Raw genomic sequence first — 17,151 nt, forward strand, 5'->3', positions numbered from 1 at the left:
TCTTTACTTTTTACGGGTTGTCGTTTTAGTCGAATGGCACCTTCCAGTTTTCATCCTGATAGGCGGCGAAACACATGGCTATCTGTTCTTTATTGTTCTTTTCTTCGGCCAATGCAGGTATTTCGTCCAAAGAGAAATACCTGCTTTCGGTAGTCTCTATATTACTCTGAAAACTTCCGCCTGTTACTTCGCAAAGAACAAAGGCTTTGCAGACATTGTATGCATAAGGAGGCACGTTGTGCAGGTTTCTATCCTGCAAAGCAATCAGGCGTACGGCCTTTACATCCAGTCCGGCTTCTTCTTTAACTTCTTTCTCCGTATTGGTTTTGATGCTTTGGTTGACGTCTACCCAGCCACCGGGCATAGACCATACACCGGCTTTTTCCTTTACCAGGAGTATTTTCTCGTCTTTAAAGATGGCGGCACGGGTATCCAGTTTAGGTGTTTGGAAACCGGTTTCATTGCAGAATAATTCTTTTACTTTCTCTATCGGCAGATCGCTTTGATGGCTCATGATCTCTGCCGATATTTCCCGGATACGTTCAAAACGCTCGATGTCGAAGGGATCGCGGGAGTAAGTCAGTCCTGCCTGAGCTATGAATTGTAATTCCTTGGCCCATTCGAGCCAGCGGGGATCAGTGTTTTTGTTCATTGGATATCTGAGTTTAAAGTATCATATACAATTTTGGATATACTGGCGATGATAGCTGCATTATCTGCATCGGTTTCCTGCGACTCCATGACGAAGACAGCTATATAATATTTCTGTCCGTTGGGCAGGATAACAAAGCCTGCATCATTATCAGCAATCTTTATCCCTTCCGGAGTCCGGTCGGAAGAGCCTGTCTTATGGCCTACGATTACGTCGGCAGGTAACTGGCCTTTCAGCTTATCTTTGCCGGTAGAAGTTTCCTGCATGATTGCTTGAAGGAAGTCTTTGTATTGAGTTCCAAATAGGGGTTGCTTGTCGGCTATATTCAATAATCTGACTACTTCTTCCGGAGTACTCCAGTTCAGATAGGCATCTCCGGAGGTATGCATGAGGGTTTCTGTTGCCGCAAGATTACAATCCTTTATTCCTAACGATTTCACATACTCATTTACTTGATCTATACCGCCGACATATTCTATAAGGATATCACATGTATTGTTATCGCTTTTCGAAATGGTGTATTTTAGCAACTCTCCGAGAGAGATTGTAATATCCTGGTCGGGAAATTTATCTCTTAACGGACTGTATGTGTTGGGCGTCAGTTGAGAAGACTTCACTTCAATAAGACTATCTAAAGCAATATGTCCTTTATCCATCTTATCCAGAACAGCCAGTCCCACATGAAACTTGAAGACGCTTAACAGGGGGAAATGGATTTGATTATTATAAACGGCTACAGTCTCATCATTGGCAAGTACGGCAACGCCTACCGTAGCTTTCTTATCTTTCAGAAGGGAATCTATTTGTTGTTCTATCTTCTGCTTCGGGGTGCGGTTGGTGGTATTGCATGCACTGAATAAGATTGCCAATACCATACAGTTTAAAAAGAATTTTGCTTTCATAAATGTACTTTAGTGGGTTAATAATAATTCCGGTTTTACTTCTTTTATGATAACAGGTGCAATTCTTTAGCAATCCGGCAAGCTTCAATAGAATTGTTTACCTGGAGTTTCTCCAGGATATTTTGCCGGTGCCGGTTTACGGTGTTTATACTAATGGATAATGTCTGGGCAATGTCCTTACTCATTTTTCCCTTATTTATCAATTGCAGGATTTCTTTTTCCCGGTCTGACAATAGGTCGTTGCAATTCTGCTTTTCCAGTTCGAGGGTTTGCCCGTCTGCCGAGTTAAGAATGGTGCAACTTAACGATGTATCCATTGAAAAGTTGTAAAGGCATAAGGATAACCATACACTTCCGTTTGAGTGGCTCGCTATATAAAACATCCTGTGTAAGATGTGTACATACTTGCCCGAATGATCGCGCATGCGCATATTGTGTATAAGGTAGCAGTCCGGGCGTTTCTTTTCCGGGATACTTTTCAGGAAGTGGAAGAAGCGGAGTTCCTGCAAATGCTTTTCCTGTAAGTCGTCCGGATGGATGTGACTGAATATTTCTTCTTCCCATATCGACTGAATGGTCTTGGCGGTATTTCGTTCTGCCAATCCCAGTTTCTCGGCTACTCCGCCGTAATAAATATAACTAATATTGGCTTTCATATCGCTCAATACAGCTATGGCATTTTCAGTCTGTGCATATATGGCAGCTATATGTTTGCACTCATTCAGGCGTTCCGTCTGTTTCTGTTCCTCAGTGAACGCTTGTTTCAGTAGCTCTTTCTTCAGTTTATTTACGATGTCCATACGGTGTGGAGATGGAAAAAATGGTTATTAATCAGTATTGCCGACTTATCTGTAAGCCTTTACCTTTGCAAAGGTAATGAAAACTAATGGTTATTTATTTAAGTGCAATAAATTATGGAGAGTGAAAAAGCAAAAGCGAAAGCAGGAAAATTGTACGATGCCAATAATGATATAGAGCTTGTGTCGGAGAGGGAAGCTTGCAAAGAAGTATGTTATGAACTGAATAGCTTGCGTCCTTCACAAAAGAAGGAACGGGAGAACATTATCCGCCGATTGTTCGGTAAGACCGGAAAATCTTTCCTGATAGAACAACCGTTTTATTGTGATTACGGATATAATATCGAAATAGGGGAGAACTTCTATTCGAATGTGAATTGCGTCATTCTGGATGGAGCGAAAGTTACATTTGGCAATAATGTTTTTGTGGCTCCGAATTGTGGTTTCTATACTGCCGGACATGCTTTGGATGCGGAACAGAGAATCCAGGGGCTTGAATATGCCTATCCTATCACTATCGGAAATAATGTGTGGATTGGCGCCCAGGTCTGTGTGTTGCCGGGAGTGACGATTGGTGATAATACGATTATTGGTGCCGGGAGTGTGGTTACAAAAAGTATTCCTGCCAATGTGCTGGCTGTCGGTAATCCTTGCCGGGTGCTACGTACGATTACCGAAGCGGACAGGGCCAAATATATGTCAGAATAATAAATCATTAAAATAACACGAGAAATGAAAAAGTTACTTTTTAGTCTGTTAATGATGATTGGGGTACAAGCCTCCTTTGCACAGACGTTGGAAAAAATGCAGTGGTTCAACGAACCTGAACAGTGGGAAATAAAGGATAAAAGCCTTTCGATGTTTGTCACTCCGCAGAGTGATTACTGGCGTATTTCTCATTATGGTTTTACTGTGGATGATGCCCCCTTCTATTATGCAACGTATGGTGGTGAATTTGAAGCTAAAGTGAAAGTGACGGGCGATTATAAGGCGCGCTTTGACCAGGCGGGACTGATGTTGCGCATCGATCATGAGAACTACATCAAAGCAGGTATTGAGTTTGTAGACGGAAAATTTAATTTGAGTACAGTGGTGACTCACAAGACCAGTGATTGGAGCGTAATCACTTTGGATAAGCCTGTACCTTATATTTGGATTAAAGCTGTCCGCAGGCTGGATGCTGTTGAAATCTTCTATTCGTTTGATGACAAGACTTATACGATGATGCGGAATGCATGGTTGCAGGATAATATTCCTGTGAAGGTTGGATTCATGGCTGCCTGTCCTGACGGAGGTGGGTTTAATGTTAAGTTTGAGAACTTCAAAGTGAAACACTTGCCTGATATGCGCAGGTTGGAATGGCTGAAAAAGAATGCAGAATAAATAGGGTTAGTTCAATTAAGTTTGGTAAAAAGACAAATGCCGGCAAAAAGAAGAGTGATTCTTTATTTGCCGGCATTTATTCTGTTTTGAAATTTAAAGAAATTCTTTTCTGAAATAGCTTTGTTTAGTATCCTATCGTAAACCGTTCCTTGTGGTGCTTCTCCTGTTCCAGCTCGTCCACCATCGCTACGGCAAAGTCTTCGACAGATATGTTGCTGTCTCCGTTGGCATCCACCACCAGGTCGTCTTTTCCGATGCGGAACTTTGCGGTGCGCTGGCCGGGCGTCATGTTGGCGGCGGGGGAGAGGAATATCCAGTCGATGTCTTTTTCCTTGCGGAGCGTGTTCAGGTAGAATTCGCCTAAGGACTTAATGCCGGGCAGAAGCTGTGCGGGCACATCATCGGCATCCATCACCATCTTGCCGGGGGCATAGAACAGGGTTCCGGCACCTCCTACAATGAGCAGACGCTTCACGCCGGCTTGTTTCGCGCTTTCCACTATCAGGGGATAGTTCTTCAGGGTGTCTTCGTATATATGGGGATTCTTCCAGCCGGGGTTGTAGGCGCTGATTACGGCGTCTTTTCCTTTGCCGGCCTCTTTCAGGGCATCCGTGTCGGTGACGTCGGCTTCGACGATTGTCAGGTTCGGGCTGCTGACGGTCATTTTCTTGGCATCGCGCACGATGGCGGTTACTTTATGGCCTCTGTTCAGCAATTCGTTCAGGATGGCGGTTCCTACGAAACCACTTGCTCCTATCAATACTACATTCTTCATGTTGTTCGTTTTTTTAGGGTTTATATGATAACAACCGTCTTTCCGTGAAAGAAGTTTTACGAACGACATTCTTTTAGGGAATGTTTAATCTTCTAAGTACTGATACTTGTCGAAAAAGGAAAAATAGGAGTGTGGAAGTGATTTTCGCATATTTCGGGTCGGTTATCAGCCGTAAAGTCCGTATGTTTGCATGCTGAACAAGAATAAATCGAAAAACGTGTATGACGGTGATGGACAGGATTCTGATACAACATTATCAATCTCCATGTGGAGAGTTGATACTTGGCTCTTTCGGAGATAAGCTCTGTATGTGCGACTGGGTGGACGAGAAGCGCAGAGGCATCATTGACAAGCGGATGCAGGATGGACTGCATGCCGGTTATGAAACAGGTAGTTCGGAAGTGACGGCGCAAGCCGTTACCCAACTGGATGAATACTTTGCGGGTAAACGGACTACGTTCAGTGTGCCGCTACTCTTTGTAGGGACGGAGTTTCAGAAGTCTGTGTGGCATGAGCTGTTGAATATTCCCTATGGGACGACGGTATCGTATGGAGAACTGTCCCGGAAACTGGGTAATCCCAAGGCTGTCCGTGCCGTGGCGGCATCGAATGGGGCGAATCCTATTTCCATATTTGTGCCTTGCCACCGTGTCATCGGCAGTAATCGGAAGCTGACGGGATATGGCGGGGGGCTTCCTGCCAAACAGTTCTTGCTGGAACTGGAGATATCGGCGGTGTCTTTGCTGTGATTCTTTTATTAATAAGGCTTTGCCATAATCCCTTTTGCTAAATGAAACAACAACAGGAATTGAATTACGAACGCATTGCTGCTGCCATTCGCTTTATCAAAGAGAACAGGCAGGAACAGCCCCGGCTGGAGACGATAGCCGGGCATGTGAATATGAGCCCGGCTCATTTCCAACGGATGTTTCAGGAGTGGGCGGGGATAAGTCCGAAGAGTTTCCTGCAATATCTGAATGTGGAATATGCCAAGCGCATTCTGAAACAGACGCATGCTTCACTTTTCGATACTGCCTGTGAGGTTGGTTTGTCGGGGACGGGACGTCTGCATGATTTGTTTGTCAACATCGAGGGGATGACACCGGGGGAATATAAAAACGGTGGTCAGGCGCTTCGTATCAATTATTCTTTTGCCGAAACTCCGTTCGGCCAGGTGATGGTTGCTTCTACTGATAAGGGAATCTGCCATCTCGCTTTTGTGGATGAAGGGGAGGAGGAGGCGCTCGGTTCTTTGAAACAGCTTTTTCCAAATGCTGCCTATACGCAGTGCCCCGACCGGAAACAGGAGGATGCTCTCTCTGTCTTTAATCGGGACTGGAGTAAACCGGAGGAAATAAAACTGCACTTAAAAGGCACTTCCTTCCAGTTGAAAGTATGGGAGACGTTATTGAAAATTCCGGCGGGTGGTTTGACTACTTATGCCGACTTGGCAATGAAATCGGGACACGAAGGAGCTTGCAGAGCCGTAGGGACGGCTATCGGGAGGAATCCGGTTGCATTTCTGATTCCTTGTCATCGGGTGATAAAAGCTACAGGGGACATCGGAAATTACCATTGGGGGGAGGTGCGGAAGGAGGCGATTATCGGTTGGGAGGCGGCGAAAGATAAATAAGGCCAATTTATTAAGTATCGTATCACAATTGAATGATAATTCAGCGCGTAGCGCAAATTATCATTTATAAAAACTTATCACCCGCGCCTGGGTGAAGAAACAGGATTTAAAGTAGTTTTCTCTTTTGCCGATGTGTTCCACATGGTTTCTTTTCGTACCTTTGAAGGCGTAAAGTCAAATTGTAAAAATGGAACAGATACAATCTATTAATGGTCAAAACAACGAGTTTATTATCATTCTTCCGCAGGGAAGAATTGATTGTCTCGCTTCAGGAAACGGAAAACTCAGTGAGATTGTCAGCCGGGCAAATATCTCTATCATTGGAAATAACAACCGTGTCATTATGTACTTCGAATCTGAAGAAAGCGCAGAGGAGATACTGCTTGGCGGAGGATTTCTCCTTGTTGTGAAGGGAGATAACAATGTTGTAACTATTGGAAATCTCATTCTCAGATACTCCTCTGTTTTAGGTATGACGGGATTGAAACTCGTTGTCGGACAACTGCCGGGACTGGGAGCCGGAGTGTCGAGGACAGCGAACAATTGTCGGGTGAACATTGGCAATAGGGTTGTTATCAACGGTGTGTTGCTCTATCTGCAAGAGGATAATTCGTCCATCAGCATAGGCGATGATAGTCAGCTAAGTTGGGGTGTCGACGTGTGGTGTACCGATGCGCATACGATAACAGATTTGGAGGGGAATCCGATGAACTTTGCTCAAAGCATAGAAATAGGCAAACATGTATGGATTGGAAAAGATGTAAAAATAGGCAAGAACGTGAAGATAGCGGACAATAGCATTGTAGGTTGGGGAAGTATCGTTACCCGGAAATTCGACGAGCCCAATGTCATTATTGCAGGTACCCCCGCCAAGATTGTAAGGCGAGGCATAAACTGGGACCGTAAATGCATTAATAAATATATGAACGGGCAAAGATAGTATTTGATTGATTTCATCTATACCCGGATGAAGAAACACGGCCTATGAATTCCTGTATCACCTTTGCAACCCGGTTGCACCCTCCATCCCTTACCTTTGCACCGGACAAAATAATAAGATTAAGATTATGGAAACAAAATGTCAGTGTGGTTGTGCACATACACATACTTCTCCGCAGAGCAAAGAGAAAGAGCAATCTATGATTCGTAAGATAGGAGCTCCGGTGCTATCAGGTATATTCCTTATCACGGGTATCATCTTCCAGCATCAGCAATGGGTAGGATTCAGCCATCCGGTGGTTGAATTCTGCTGGTTCCTGCTGGGCTTCCTGCCCGTGGGACTTCCTGTGATGCGCGAAGCATGGGAGGGCATCTTGCGGAAAGACTGGTTCAATGAATTCTCCCTGATGGCCTTAGCTTCCCTCGGAGCATTCTATATCGGAGAATATCCGGAAGCGCTTGCCGTGATGCTACTCTATACCCTGGGAGAGATGTTGCAGGATAAAGCCGTGAACCAGGCTACCCGCAATATCCGCGGCCTGCTCGATGTGCGCCCCGAACGGGTGGATGTATATCGTGAAAACACGCTCCGCACAGTCTCTCCCCGCGACGTCAATGTGGGAGAAACCATTGAAGTAAAACCCGGAGAACGTGTCCCTCTGGACGGAACTCTGCAGAACCCGCAGGCCGTTTTCGATACTTCGGCGCTGACCGGGGAGAGCATGCCCCGCAATGTATCCGCAGGCGGTGATGTCCTTGCCGGTATGATTGTCAGCGGACAGGCAGTGCGCATACTGGTGACGAAACCTTACGACCACAGCACACTGGCACGCATCCTCAACCTTGTGCAGGACGCAGCAGAGCGCAAAGCGCCTGCCGAACGGTTTATCCGGCGGTTTGCCCGCATCTATACACCGATAGTCGTGCTTCTGGCTGTCCTGATAGTAGCCCTTCCCGCACTTGTTGCGGCGGTGCACCCGGGCTTCGACTATGTGTTCAACGATTGGCTCTATCGTGGGCTGGTGTTCCTCGTAATATCCTGCCCGTGCGCACTGATTATCAGCATCCCGTTGGGCTATTTCGGAGGAATAGGGGCGGCTTCCCGTATGGGTATCCTGTTTAAGGGCAGCAATTATCTGGATGCCATCACCCGCGTGAATGCCATCGTCTTCGACAAAACAGGTACGCTGACCACTGGTAGTTTCCGCGTGGCGTCCATACAGGCGGCCGGTCTGCCGGAAGATGAATTGCTACGACTGGTGCTGTCCGTAGAAAAGAAGAGCACCCATCCTGTGGCACAAGCCGTTGCCCGCTTCGCAGCCGAACGGGGTGTGGAACCTCTGGAAGTAACTACATTGAATGAACTGGCAGGTTATGGTCTGGAGGCCGAAGTAGGGAGCCGCAAAGTCCTTGTCGGCAACATCCGCCTGTTGAAGGACCGCAAGATATCCGTACCCGGAGAACTGACGGACTGTGTAGCCACTGTCGTAGTCTGTGCCGTCGATGGGCGGTATGCCGGTTGCCTGCTGCTTTCGGACACTCTGAAGGAGGATGCCACGGATGCTATAAAAAAATTAAAGGCTTTAAAAATAGATAATATTCAAATGTTATCTGGTGATAAACAGGAGATTGTTGATATCTTTGCCGCAGAATTGGGCATTGACAAGGCTTACGGTGACCTGCTTCCCGAAGATAAAGCCGTCCATATGGAACAGCTCAATTCTGCCCCGGACGTGTCCGTAGCCTTTGTGGGCGATGGTATGAATGACGCTCCCGTACTGGCTCTCAGTGATGTGGGGATTGCGATGGGAGGGCTGGGTTCGGATGCCGCCATCGAAAGTGCGGATGTAGTTATCCAGACCGACCAACCGTCGCGGGTGGCGACAGCCATTTCCATCGGACGGGCCACAAGACGGATTGTGATGCAAAATATTGTCGGTGCCATCACCGTGAAAATATTGGTTCTGATTGCGGGCGCCTTTGGCTTTGCCACGCTATGGGCGGCGGTGTTTGCCGATGTCGGAGTGGCTTTGCTGGTTGTTCTCAATTCGGTCCGCATATTAGGTAAGAAGTTCTGAGTAGTATGAAAGACGTATATCTACATAAATTGTCCCTTCGGGATATCAAACCTACAGCGATGAGGCTGTTGATTCTCCGCACCATGATGGAGATGAGGCGGGCTGTGTCTATGGCAGATTTGGAAGAGAAACTCGATACGGTTGATAAATCCACTATTTTCCGGACACTGACCCTGTTCCTTTCCCACCACCTGATACATGGTGTGGACGATGGAAGCGGTTCATTGAAGTATGCCGTTTGCGAAGACTGCTGCATGTGTACGGTAGAAGACCAGCACATGCACTTCTATTGCGAACATTGCCACAAGACCTATTGCATCCGGAGTGTGCACGCCCCGTCAGTCACGCTTCCGGAGGGATTCATGCAGACGGGAATTAATTATGTAATCAAAGGGATTTGCGCCGACTGCGCAGTCCATAAGAGAATAGACACAGACGATTGAGCGTATGAGACATTTCTATATATGTCTCCTCTTGTTAGGCTTTCTGCCGGTATCTGCCTTGGCAAGCGGAGATAAAGGAACAAAGGATATATATACGGAACAGTATATCACGGACATCTATATGGATGAGCCGAAACGCGCGTTGCAACTGCTGGACGAAGCTGAAACAAAGCAAGCGTTGCCCATATACAAGGTTGATGATTTGCGTAGCATGGTCTACTCATACCTGTATCAGGACAAATCGGCATTCTACTATGCCCGCCGGGCCTATGTACATGATTCTATCTCCGGGAACCACCCTGACCACTTGTTGAAGATGACCATAACCCTGGCCGACATCTCCCACATCCTGAGCGAATATAAAGAAAGCAACCGTTACGCGGTTGAAGGTCTGGAATTGGCACGCAGGCTCGACGACCGGCAGTCGGAATGTAAGTTACTCTTCTGTATGGGCGAGAACAAATGGATGCTGTCATTGAAAGAGGAAGGGTATGAGCTTTTCGATAAGGCAATCGCCCTGCTGGATGGCAGGAAAGATAAACTGAGTAAGTCGATGCTTTCCTATTTCTATGGGGTGAAGATGGGATACCTGATTAACGACAACCGGCTGGAAGACGCCTTGCAGGTAGGTTTGCAGCGTGAGAAGCTGTTGGATGGAATGAAAGGCAATCCGGAAGTGCGTGAGGCTTTCCTCGACCAGCAATACGGATATGTCTATTCCAAATTGTCCCGCATCTGCCATTTGCTGGGAGATGTGGAGCGTGGGAAGGAGTATCATAAAAAATACCAGTCCACCCATGCCTATAACACTCCTGCCGGCAAGCGCGATGCCACCCCGTACCTGCTCGTAACCAAGCAGTACCAGGCCGTACTCGACCATTGCCGCGACTTCAAGGAGCTGATGCGCCGGCAAGATACCTTGAATATCCAGTACGTCGGCGTTCTGCAACGGGAGATAGACGCCTATCTTGCCCTGAAAGACTATGAGAAAGTCGCCGCGCTGCGTGCTTCCATCCTGTCCATAACGGACAGCATCTACCGGCGTGATAAAACCAATGTCGCGCTGGAACTGGACAACCTTTACGAAGTGAACGAGAAGGAAGCCCGCATTGCGGAACAGGCTTTCCAGCTTACCATACGTACCATTACGTTAGTCTTCATCCTCTGTATTTCGTTGTTATCACTGTTCTTCCTGTGGCGTATGTGGGTGCAGAACCGCAAAATCAAGCGTAAGAACCAGGTGCTGGTGGAGCGCATCAACGAGCAGATGTCCATGCAGACGGAGATGAACCGCTTGCAGGCTGATGCCGAGAGAGTGTCGGAAGACCAGCCTTTTCCGGAGACCGGGCAGACAGAACCGGAAGCATCCGACGGCAACGAAGAGGAAGCCCAGATGAACAAGATGATTTTCGGCAAGCTGGATTATATTATCAAACGGGACGAACTGTATCTGTCCGCCGACATATCGAGAGAAGAACTTGCCCGGATGGTCAAGATGAACAATACCCGTTTTGCCCGGATGATAAAAGAGAATACGGACACCAATCTGAACGGGTATCTCAATAATCTCCGCTTGAATTATGCCATGCATTTATTGAAGGAACATCCTGAATATACATTGCGTGCCATTGCCGAAGCGTCAGGCATCAACAGTATGCCTACTTTCCACCAATTGTTCAAGGCAAGGACGGGAATGACTCCTTCCGAGTTTAAGAATGCAGAGAAAGAATTGAGAAAGTAATATCTTGTATATCAGTGTGGTATTACTTTTTTTAATACATTTGGGGACAATTCTTTATATGTATGACAAACTGTATATCGGTTGTTTTTGCGATATTTTATTCCTTTGTAAAATAATAACGGCAAAAATCTGTATATACAATGTTTATATTGTGTCTAACCATTCAAATTGCTTTTGTTGTTTCAATTGTAGCGGCAGTCTATTATTTCCGATTGTATAAACTTCATGGCATATCAGTAAAAGAGTGGGAAGAAATGAAGGAAGACAATTTCCTGATGCGGGAGTTGCTGAATAATCTTCCTATTCCGACTACGGTGAAGGACATTAAGGATAACTGTAACTATCTCTTTTGGAACAAGAAATCTGAAGATTTATATAGTGTCTCTCAGGACGACCTGATCGGGAAGAACGCAAGTGTTCTGCCTCCCGAAATTTGTTCTGCCTTTCAACAGACAGACCGGGAAACGATACGTTCCGGCCAATCGAACACCTTTCAGCATCTGATATTGGCTGATGGGTGCGAGCATGTATTGAATATGTATAAGCAGTTGTTGTACTACAAGGGCGAGCCCCGCTGGCTGATTAGTGCGGCGGTGGACGTCACGGAAGCGGCAGAGAAGCGGTGTCAGTTGGAACAACTGGATCTTCAGCATCGCTTGCTGTTGAAAGCTACCGGTATGAAGCTGTGGACATGGGATTTGCGGCGTAAAGAGATTACCTGGAAAAGAGGCGGTGAAGGTGGAACGGACAGAATAGTAGATGCCGACGAGCATCTGCAGTTTATCCTGCCGGAATACAGGGAGAACATCCACCGGGCATTGGACAGACTGAAACGAAAGGAAACGGACTTCTTTGACGAGGAATTCCTGTTTCGGGATGAAGACGGCACTCTTTCGTGGAGGGAAATCTACGGAGCCATATATCAGTATGATGAAGATGGCGAACCGGTTGTCCTGGTGGGGGGAACTCTGATGATTGACAAGAGAAAAACACTGGAGCAGGACTTGCGGGAAGCAAAAGAGAAAGCGGAAGAAGCCAACAGGCTGAAGTCTGCCTTTATTGCCAATATGAGCCACGAGATACGTACTCCGTTGAATTCTATCGTCGGTTTCTCAAGCGTACTGACTATGACGGACGACATGGAAGAGAAAAAGGAATATAACCGGTTAATACAGCATAACAACGCACTCTTATTGAAGGTGGTGGATGATGTTCTGGAACTTTCGAAGTTGGAGGCGGGTGACTTTGAACTGTATCCTGCATGGTTCTGTCTGTCGGACCTCATTGTGGAAAGTGCCGCCGAGTGCAGGATGAAGGCTGGCGGAAAGCTGGATGTCCGGGTGGATAAACCGGAACAGGATTATATGGTGGAACTTGACGTGCAGTATGTCAAACGGATATTGAGCAACTTCCTGTCGAACGCTCTGAAAAACACCCAAAGCGGCCATATTGATATAGCGTACAGCATGGCAGACGGGGGTGTCAAGATTAGTGTGAAAGATACAGGCTGCGGTATTCCGCAGGATAAACTTCCGGTGGTTTTCGACCGTTTCGAGAAAGTGGACTCTTTTGTGCAAGGGGTCGGGTTAGGGTTGCCCATTTGCAAGTCTATAGCAGAGAGTATGGGCGGAACCATTGGGGTGGCTTCGGAAGTGGGTGTCGGTACTACGTTTTGGGTTACATTGCCTTGTGCTACGGCACCCACTCCTCAATTACACAATGAAATGTTAATCAACAACCTCTATTCCTAATCCCGTCAGCAGTCCTTCCAGTCCGTAGCGGGAGAACCGGGCTTTCTTCAGGCGGTTGGCGGCAGGGTTCAGGGCGTAGTTGCGGGCGGTGCTGAAATCGGCTTTTTCCAGGTTGGTGTGGTGGAAGGAGGCGTAGCAGAGGTCGCACTCGGTGAACTTGGCTTCGGGGAGTTGCGTCTCCATGAAGTCGGCATTTTGCAGGTCGCAGCGGGTGAAGCGGGTGCCTTTCAGCTTCATTTCGGTGAAAAGGGCATAGGAGAGGAGGCAGTTGCGGAACTCCACGGACAGGCCGAAGCGATTGCTGAGGGTGAAGTTGATACCTGTCATCTTACAGTCGGTGAAGAGGACATCCAGCCAGGAGGTGTTACTGGCTTTCACCAGTGACAGGTTGCATTCTTTGAAGGTGCATCTCTCAAAGATAACTCTGCCGATGCTCTGGCCGGAGAAGTTGCATTTGTCGAAGGTACATTCGTAGTAGTTGGGTTCCAGTTCGTCGATGGTGAAATCGACTTTTTCGATGATTTCGTTTTCCATATGGTGGGGTTGGGGGATTGTCTTGTTTGATTTCTGTAAAGGGATTATTTCTTGCCATTGCCCGCTATTTCATCTAAGTCTATCCATTCCAGATGTGGGTCGATGAGGGTTCGTTGGATTACCTGGCCATTTTGCTGACGGCTATATTCGGGGATAAAGCATACCTTTACATCAGTGATTTGCTGCGAACTTACTTCTTCGGGCGTGTCTACGCCCTGGCTCGATGACTGACAGGAGAGGTAGAATGTTCCTACGCCTTTCAGCCGTACCGACCGGCCTGCACTCATCAGGTTTGCCAAAACTTCACCCAGATTCACGAGCACCGCATACGTGTCTCCCGGACTTACCGTTGACATAAGCGACAGTCGTTTTGCCACATCATCCGTTGTAGCAGGATGACCTTTGGTCACTGCTCTCGGATACCATTTTCCATTCAATTTTTGTTTCTTGTAAAAAGGCATATTAAGTTCTCCTTCCTTTATGATTCAACTAGCCTGAGGCCCTGACTAAACAGGGCATATCTATATCTTTGGCATACAATCATTGCCAATGATTCCTATAATCATTGCCAATGATTCCTATAATCAATGCCAATGATTGCCACAATCAATGCCAATGATTCCTACAATCATTGCCAATGATTGTATGCCGAGTCGCAAAGATAGCATAACTAATCCGTAACCTGTGCATGGCAAAGGCATAATCTCAAATGAACATGAAAAAAATATCATATTCGTCCTTCTCCTGTTTTTTTGATGGTTTATTGTATAAATCTATCTCTTATTCAAGCTATTTGTTTATCTTTGCAGGGGTAGATTAAGAAACAGAAAACAACGACATGGGAAGATTTATCAATCCGTTTACCGATTACGGCTTTAAGAAAATATTCGGTCAGGAGATATCAAAGGACTTACTGATAGATTTCTTAAATGACTTATTGAAGGGCGAGCGGGTGATTACTGACCTGACCTTTCTGAACAACGAACAACTGCCGGAGTGGGAGGATGCCCGTGCGCTGATTTATGATATTCATTGCACCACAGACACGGGAGAGAAGATCATTGTTGAGATGCAGAATAAGTCTCAGGCCTATTTCAGGGAACGCGCCTTGTTTTACCTGTCGCATGCTGTTACCCGTCAGGGGCAGAGAGGTGACTGGATGTTCGACATCAAGGCTGTATATGGTGTGTTCTTCATGAACTTTTTGCTCAAGGATAATGTTAAGTTACGCACCGACATCATTCTTGCCGACCGTGAAACAGGCCAGTTATTCAGCGACAAGATGCGCCCCATTTTTATCGCTCTGCCGGTGTTTGATAAAGAAGAAGAGAAATGTGAAAATGATTTTGAACGTTGGATTTATGTGCTGAAGAATATGGAGACACTAAAACGAATGCCTTTTAAGGCCCGCAAGGCAGTCTTCGAGAAGCTTGAAGAAATTGCCGATGTATCTTCTCTAAACGAAGAGGAGAATGAACTTTATTGGCGAAGCGTAAACGCGTATCGCACGCATTTGTCAGTATTGGAAGCGTCAAGACTGGAAGGACGTGAAGAAGGACGAGAAGAGGGACGTGAAGAAGGACGAGAAGAAGGACGTGAAGAGGGACGTGCTGAAGGGCGTGAGGAAGGGCGTGCAGAGGGACGTGAGGAAGGTAGTATCGAAAAATGTTTTTCTATAGCTCGTAATTTAAAGCAACTTGGCACTTCTGTCGATTTAATATCAAAGGCTACCGGTTTGACTCCCGAAGAGATTGCGGGCTTATGATCTTTGTGAAACCGATAGCAGTAGTCTTGTATATTTAATTTCTTGCCTTGAACACCGGCTCTATTTTCTGTATCTCTGACTCAAAGCCGAACCAATATCCCCGGTTTTCTTCCTCACCGACCGGCAGGAAACAAAGCCGGAGGTTCTCCCTGTATTCTCCATACAGCACTTCCCAATGTCCGGGAGGAACTTGCCGCTTGGTCTTTACCCGTTCTGCCGGGAGCTTCTTCAGCGACATGCCCGCTTCTATCCAGGCGATGCTTGCTTCCGACTGATATTCAGGATAATGCCGCTTGCAGAACTCATACAGGATGAGGCCCCGTTTTTCCAGACTCATCGGCTGGTCTATCAATCCTATCCGTATCAGATGTTCCAGAAAATCGTGCAGGAACGTTTCGTTATCCAAAATCAGTCTTCGGGTTATACCTTGCCAGGCAGGAGCATTATAAAATCCATCCAGCAGGCGCGAAAGTTGTCGCGCGGTTTGCAGTTCGTCCACATTGATTTCGCGGGTTTGCAGCACCTCGTAGGGTGGGAACGGGGAATATTGTATGCCCAGTTCTTCCGCCCTGCGGCGCATTTCCGTGCCGGGAAGCAGTTTCAGGGACTCCAGTTGTATTTCTCCGGCGCCATATTCCGCCAATACGCGGATGTCCTCGAATATCTCCGAAAGGTGATAGAGCGGGAGTCCGGCAATCAGGTCGGCATGCGTTTCCATGTTGGGGAGGGTACACAGGAATTTCAGTCCTTCCAGCGCATCCGACAGTCGGCCCATCCGTCGGCTTTGCACAAGCACCGGCTCGCGCAGGCTTTGTATGCCGGCTTCCAGATGCAGCAACCCTTCGGGCAGACGCTTTAACTCCTCTTTCAGCTCTTCGGAAAGTAGGGCAGGGTGCATTTCCAGGTGGAAACGTATATCGGGGGCGAATTCAAGGAACAGTTCCAACAGCTCCTTTGCCCGGCGGGTATTATAATTGAAAGTACGGTCGAGCACACGCACGTTCTTTATTCCGTGTCGGTGGATGATTTGCAGCCGTTCGCGGATTGCCTCGATGGACAGGGTGCGCACGGGCTTTTCTCCACCACTGACGCAGAAGGCGCAGGTGTTGAAGCAACCCCGTGTGGTTTCCAGTTGAACGAAAGGTTTGCTCCAGTTGAAGAAACGGCTTTTCTCGGGTGGAACGAGGTGATGGAAGTCCAGCACGCGGGCGATGCCGTTGTTGATGTAATTTCCGTGGGAGTCGAGGTAGCAGAGTCCAGGGATATTCTTCCATTCCGCCGGATTGTTGCGGTGGGTTATCCATTGCGGAAATACCTCTTCGCCTTCTCCCCTGAACACGCAACTGACAAACGGGTTGCTGCGCAGGAAGAATTCGTTGTCTCCCAGGAATTCCGGTCCGCCCAATACGATGCAGCATTGGGGCAGCAGGGCTTTTACTCTTGAAATGATGTGCAACAGTTGCTCGTGGTTGAACAACCAGACGGTGGCGGCAAGCAGGTCGGGACGGCGGCGGTAGACTTCGCCCGCTACCATGCCCACATTCTCGTTGATGGTGGCGGATACGATGTCCCATTCGATGGCGTCGTCGTCGGCTATCTGTGCATGCAGTGCGGGGAGTGCCAGTGAGGAGTGGGCGTATGAACTGTTCAGGTCGAGCCAGAGGATTTTCATGCTGGTTTGTTTAATTTCGTGCAAAATTACGCAAAATCCGAGGATTTATATGTAAGTTTGCATAGAGTTTTAGTAATATCAAGAAA

Annotated in this window: 17 protein-coding genes; 10 read left to right on the plus strand and 7 right to left on the minus strand. The window is 47.3% G+C overall.

Annotation, left to right across the window (positions count from 1 at the left end):
• Positions 1-25: 25 nt before the first annotated feature.
• Genes K6V21_RS15365 through K6V21_RS15375 form a run of 3 tightly spaced genes read right to left on the minus strand, consistent with a single transcriptional unit; the run spans position 26 to position 2,354 of the window.
• Positions 26-652 (minus strand): NUDIX hydrolase N-terminal domain-containing protein, encoded by a 627-nt coding sequence (locus tag K6V21_RS15365; RefSeq protein WP_217716418.1) that lies wholly within the window; start codon positions 650-652, stop codon positions 26-28.
• The gene (gene bla, locus K6V21_RS15370; protein WP_408912609.1) at positions 649-1,554 is read right to left on the minus strand and encodes a class A beta-lactamase, subclass A2; all 906 of its coding nucleotides are present in this window, start codon (positions 1,552-1,554) and stop codon (positions 649-651) included. Before bla ends, K6V21_RS15365 begins: the two co-directional genes overlap by 4 nt.
• Positions 1,555-1,598: 44 nt before the next feature.
• On the minus strand, positions 1,599-2,354 hold the full coding sequence (locus K6V21_RS15375) for a response regulator transcription factor (RefSeq protein ID WP_217716422.1): 756 nt from the start codon (positions 2,352-2,354) through the stop codon (positions 1,599-1,601).
• A 114-nt stretch (positions 2,355-2,468) separates the two neighbouring features.
• Between K6V21_RS15375 and K6V21_RS15380 the strand changes: the two genes are divergently transcribed.
• Positions 2,469-3,059 (plus strand): sugar O-acetyltransferase, encoded by a 591-nt coding sequence (locus K6V21_RS15380; RefSeq protein ID WP_224319157.1) that lies wholly within the window; start codon positions 2,469-2,471, stop codon positions 3,057-3,059.
• Between the two features lie 24 nt (positions 3,060-3,083).
• On the plus strand, positions 3,084-3,734 hold the full coding sequence (locus K6V21_RS15385; RefSeq protein ID WP_224319158.1) for a DUF1349 domain-containing protein: 651 nt from the start codon (positions 3,084-3,086) through the stop codon (positions 3,732-3,734).
• A 124-nt stretch (positions 3,735-3,858) separates the two neighbouring features.
• Here the strand turns inward: K6V21_RS15385 and K6V21_RS15390 are convergent, their stop codons facing one another.
• Positions 3,859-4,509 (minus strand): NAD(P)-dependent oxidoreductase, encoded by a 651-nt coding sequence (locus K6V21_RS15390; RefSeq protein ID WP_224319159.1) that lies wholly within the window; start codon positions 4,507-4,509, stop codon positions 3,859-3,861.
• A gap of 230 nt (positions 4,510-4,739) precedes the next feature.
• Between K6V21_RS15390 and K6V21_RS15395 the strand changes: the two genes are divergently transcribed.
• The 7 genes from K6V21_RS15395 to K6V21_RS15425 all read left to right on the plus strand — a co-directional run bounded on the left by K6V21_RS15395 (position 4,740) and on the right by K6V21_RS15425 (position 13,094).
• On the plus strand, positions 4,740-5,258 hold the full coding sequence (locus tag K6V21_RS15395) for a methylated-DNA--[protein]-cysteine S-methyltransferase (RefSeq protein ID WP_117987916.1): 519 nt from the start codon (positions 4,740-4,742) through the stop codon (positions 5,256-5,258).
• A gap of 41 nt (positions 5,259-5,299) precedes the next feature.
• Complete coding sequence (locus K6V21_RS15400; RefSeq protein WP_224319160.1) at positions 5,300-6,142, plus strand: methylated-DNA--[protein]-cysteine S-methyltransferase; 843 nt, start codon at positions 5,300-5,302, stop codon at positions 6,140-6,142.
• 196 nt (positions 6,143-6,338) lie between these two features.
• Positions 6,339-7,082, plus strand: a complete 744-nt coding sequence (locus tag K6V21_RS15405) for an acyltransferase (RefSeq protein WP_224322054.1) — start codon at positions 6,339-6,341, stop codon at positions 7,080-7,082.
• Between the two features lie 127 nt (positions 7,083-7,209).
• Positions 7,210-9,159, plus strand: coding sequence for a heavy metal translocating P-type ATPase (locus tag K6V21_RS15410; protein WP_224319161.1), 1,950 nt, complete (start codon positions 7,210-7,212; stop codon positions 9,157-9,159).
• A 5-nt stretch (positions 9,160-9,164) separates the two neighbouring features.
• Positions 9,165-9,602 carry a Fur family transcriptional regulator gene (locus K6V21_RS15415; protein ID WP_007665262.1) on the plus strand — a complete coding sequence of 146 codons (438 nt, stop codon included), beginning with the start codon at positions 9,165-9,167 and terminating at the stop codon, positions 9,600-9,602.
• Positions 9,603-9,606: 4 nt separating this feature from the next.
• Entirely contained in the window at positions 9,607-11,343 is a 1,737-nt protein-coding gene (locus K6V21_RS15420) for a helix-turn-helix domain-containing protein (protein WP_224319162.1), read from the plus strand.
• A gap of 140 nt (positions 11,344-11,483) precedes the next feature.
• Complete coding sequence (locus K6V21_RS15425) at positions 11,484-13,094, plus strand: PAS domain-containing sensor histidine kinase (RefSeq protein WP_224319163.1); 1,611 nt, start codon at positions 11,484-11,486, stop codon at positions 13,092-13,094.
• Here K6V21_RS15425 and K6V21_RS15430 read toward each other — a convergent pair.
• Complete coding sequence (locus tag K6V21_RS15430; protein ID WP_224319164.1) at positions 13,071-13,628, minus strand: pentapeptide repeat-containing protein; 558 nt, start codon at positions 13,626-13,628, stop codon at positions 13,071-13,073. The genes K6V21_RS15425 and K6V21_RS15430 overlap by 24 nt on opposite strands.
• A gap of 44 nt (positions 13,629-13,672) precedes the next feature.
• Complete coding sequence (locus K6V21_RS15435) at positions 13,673-14,089, minus strand: HU family DNA-binding protein (RefSeq protein WP_007665250.1); 417 nt, start codon at positions 14,087-14,089, stop codon at positions 13,673-13,675.
• 377 nt (positions 14,090-14,466) lie between these two features.
• Here K6V21_RS15435 and K6V21_RS15440 point away from each other — a divergent pair, with 377 nt between their 5' ends.
• Positions 14,467-15,393, plus strand: coding sequence for an Rpn family recombination-promoting nuclease/putative transposase (locus tag K6V21_RS15440; RefSeq protein WP_217713230.1), 927 nt, complete (start codon positions 14,467-14,469; stop codon positions 15,391-15,393).
• 34 nt (positions 15,394-15,427) lie between these two features.
• On the opposite strand, the gene K6V21_RS15445 is transcribed toward K6V21_RS15440, so the two are convergent.
• Positions 15,428-17,065, minus strand: a complete 1,638-nt coding sequence (locus K6V21_RS15445) for a B12-binding domain-containing radical SAM protein (protein WP_224319165.1) — start codon at positions 17,063-17,065, stop codon at positions 15,428-15,430.
• Between the last annotated feature and the right edge of the window lie 86 nt (positions 17,066-17,151).

Source organism: Bacteroides cellulosilyticus, from assembly GCF_020091405.1.
In the GTDB taxonomy this organism is placed as follows: Bacteria; Bacteroidota; Bacteroidia; order Bacteroidales; family Bacteroidaceae; genus Bacteroides.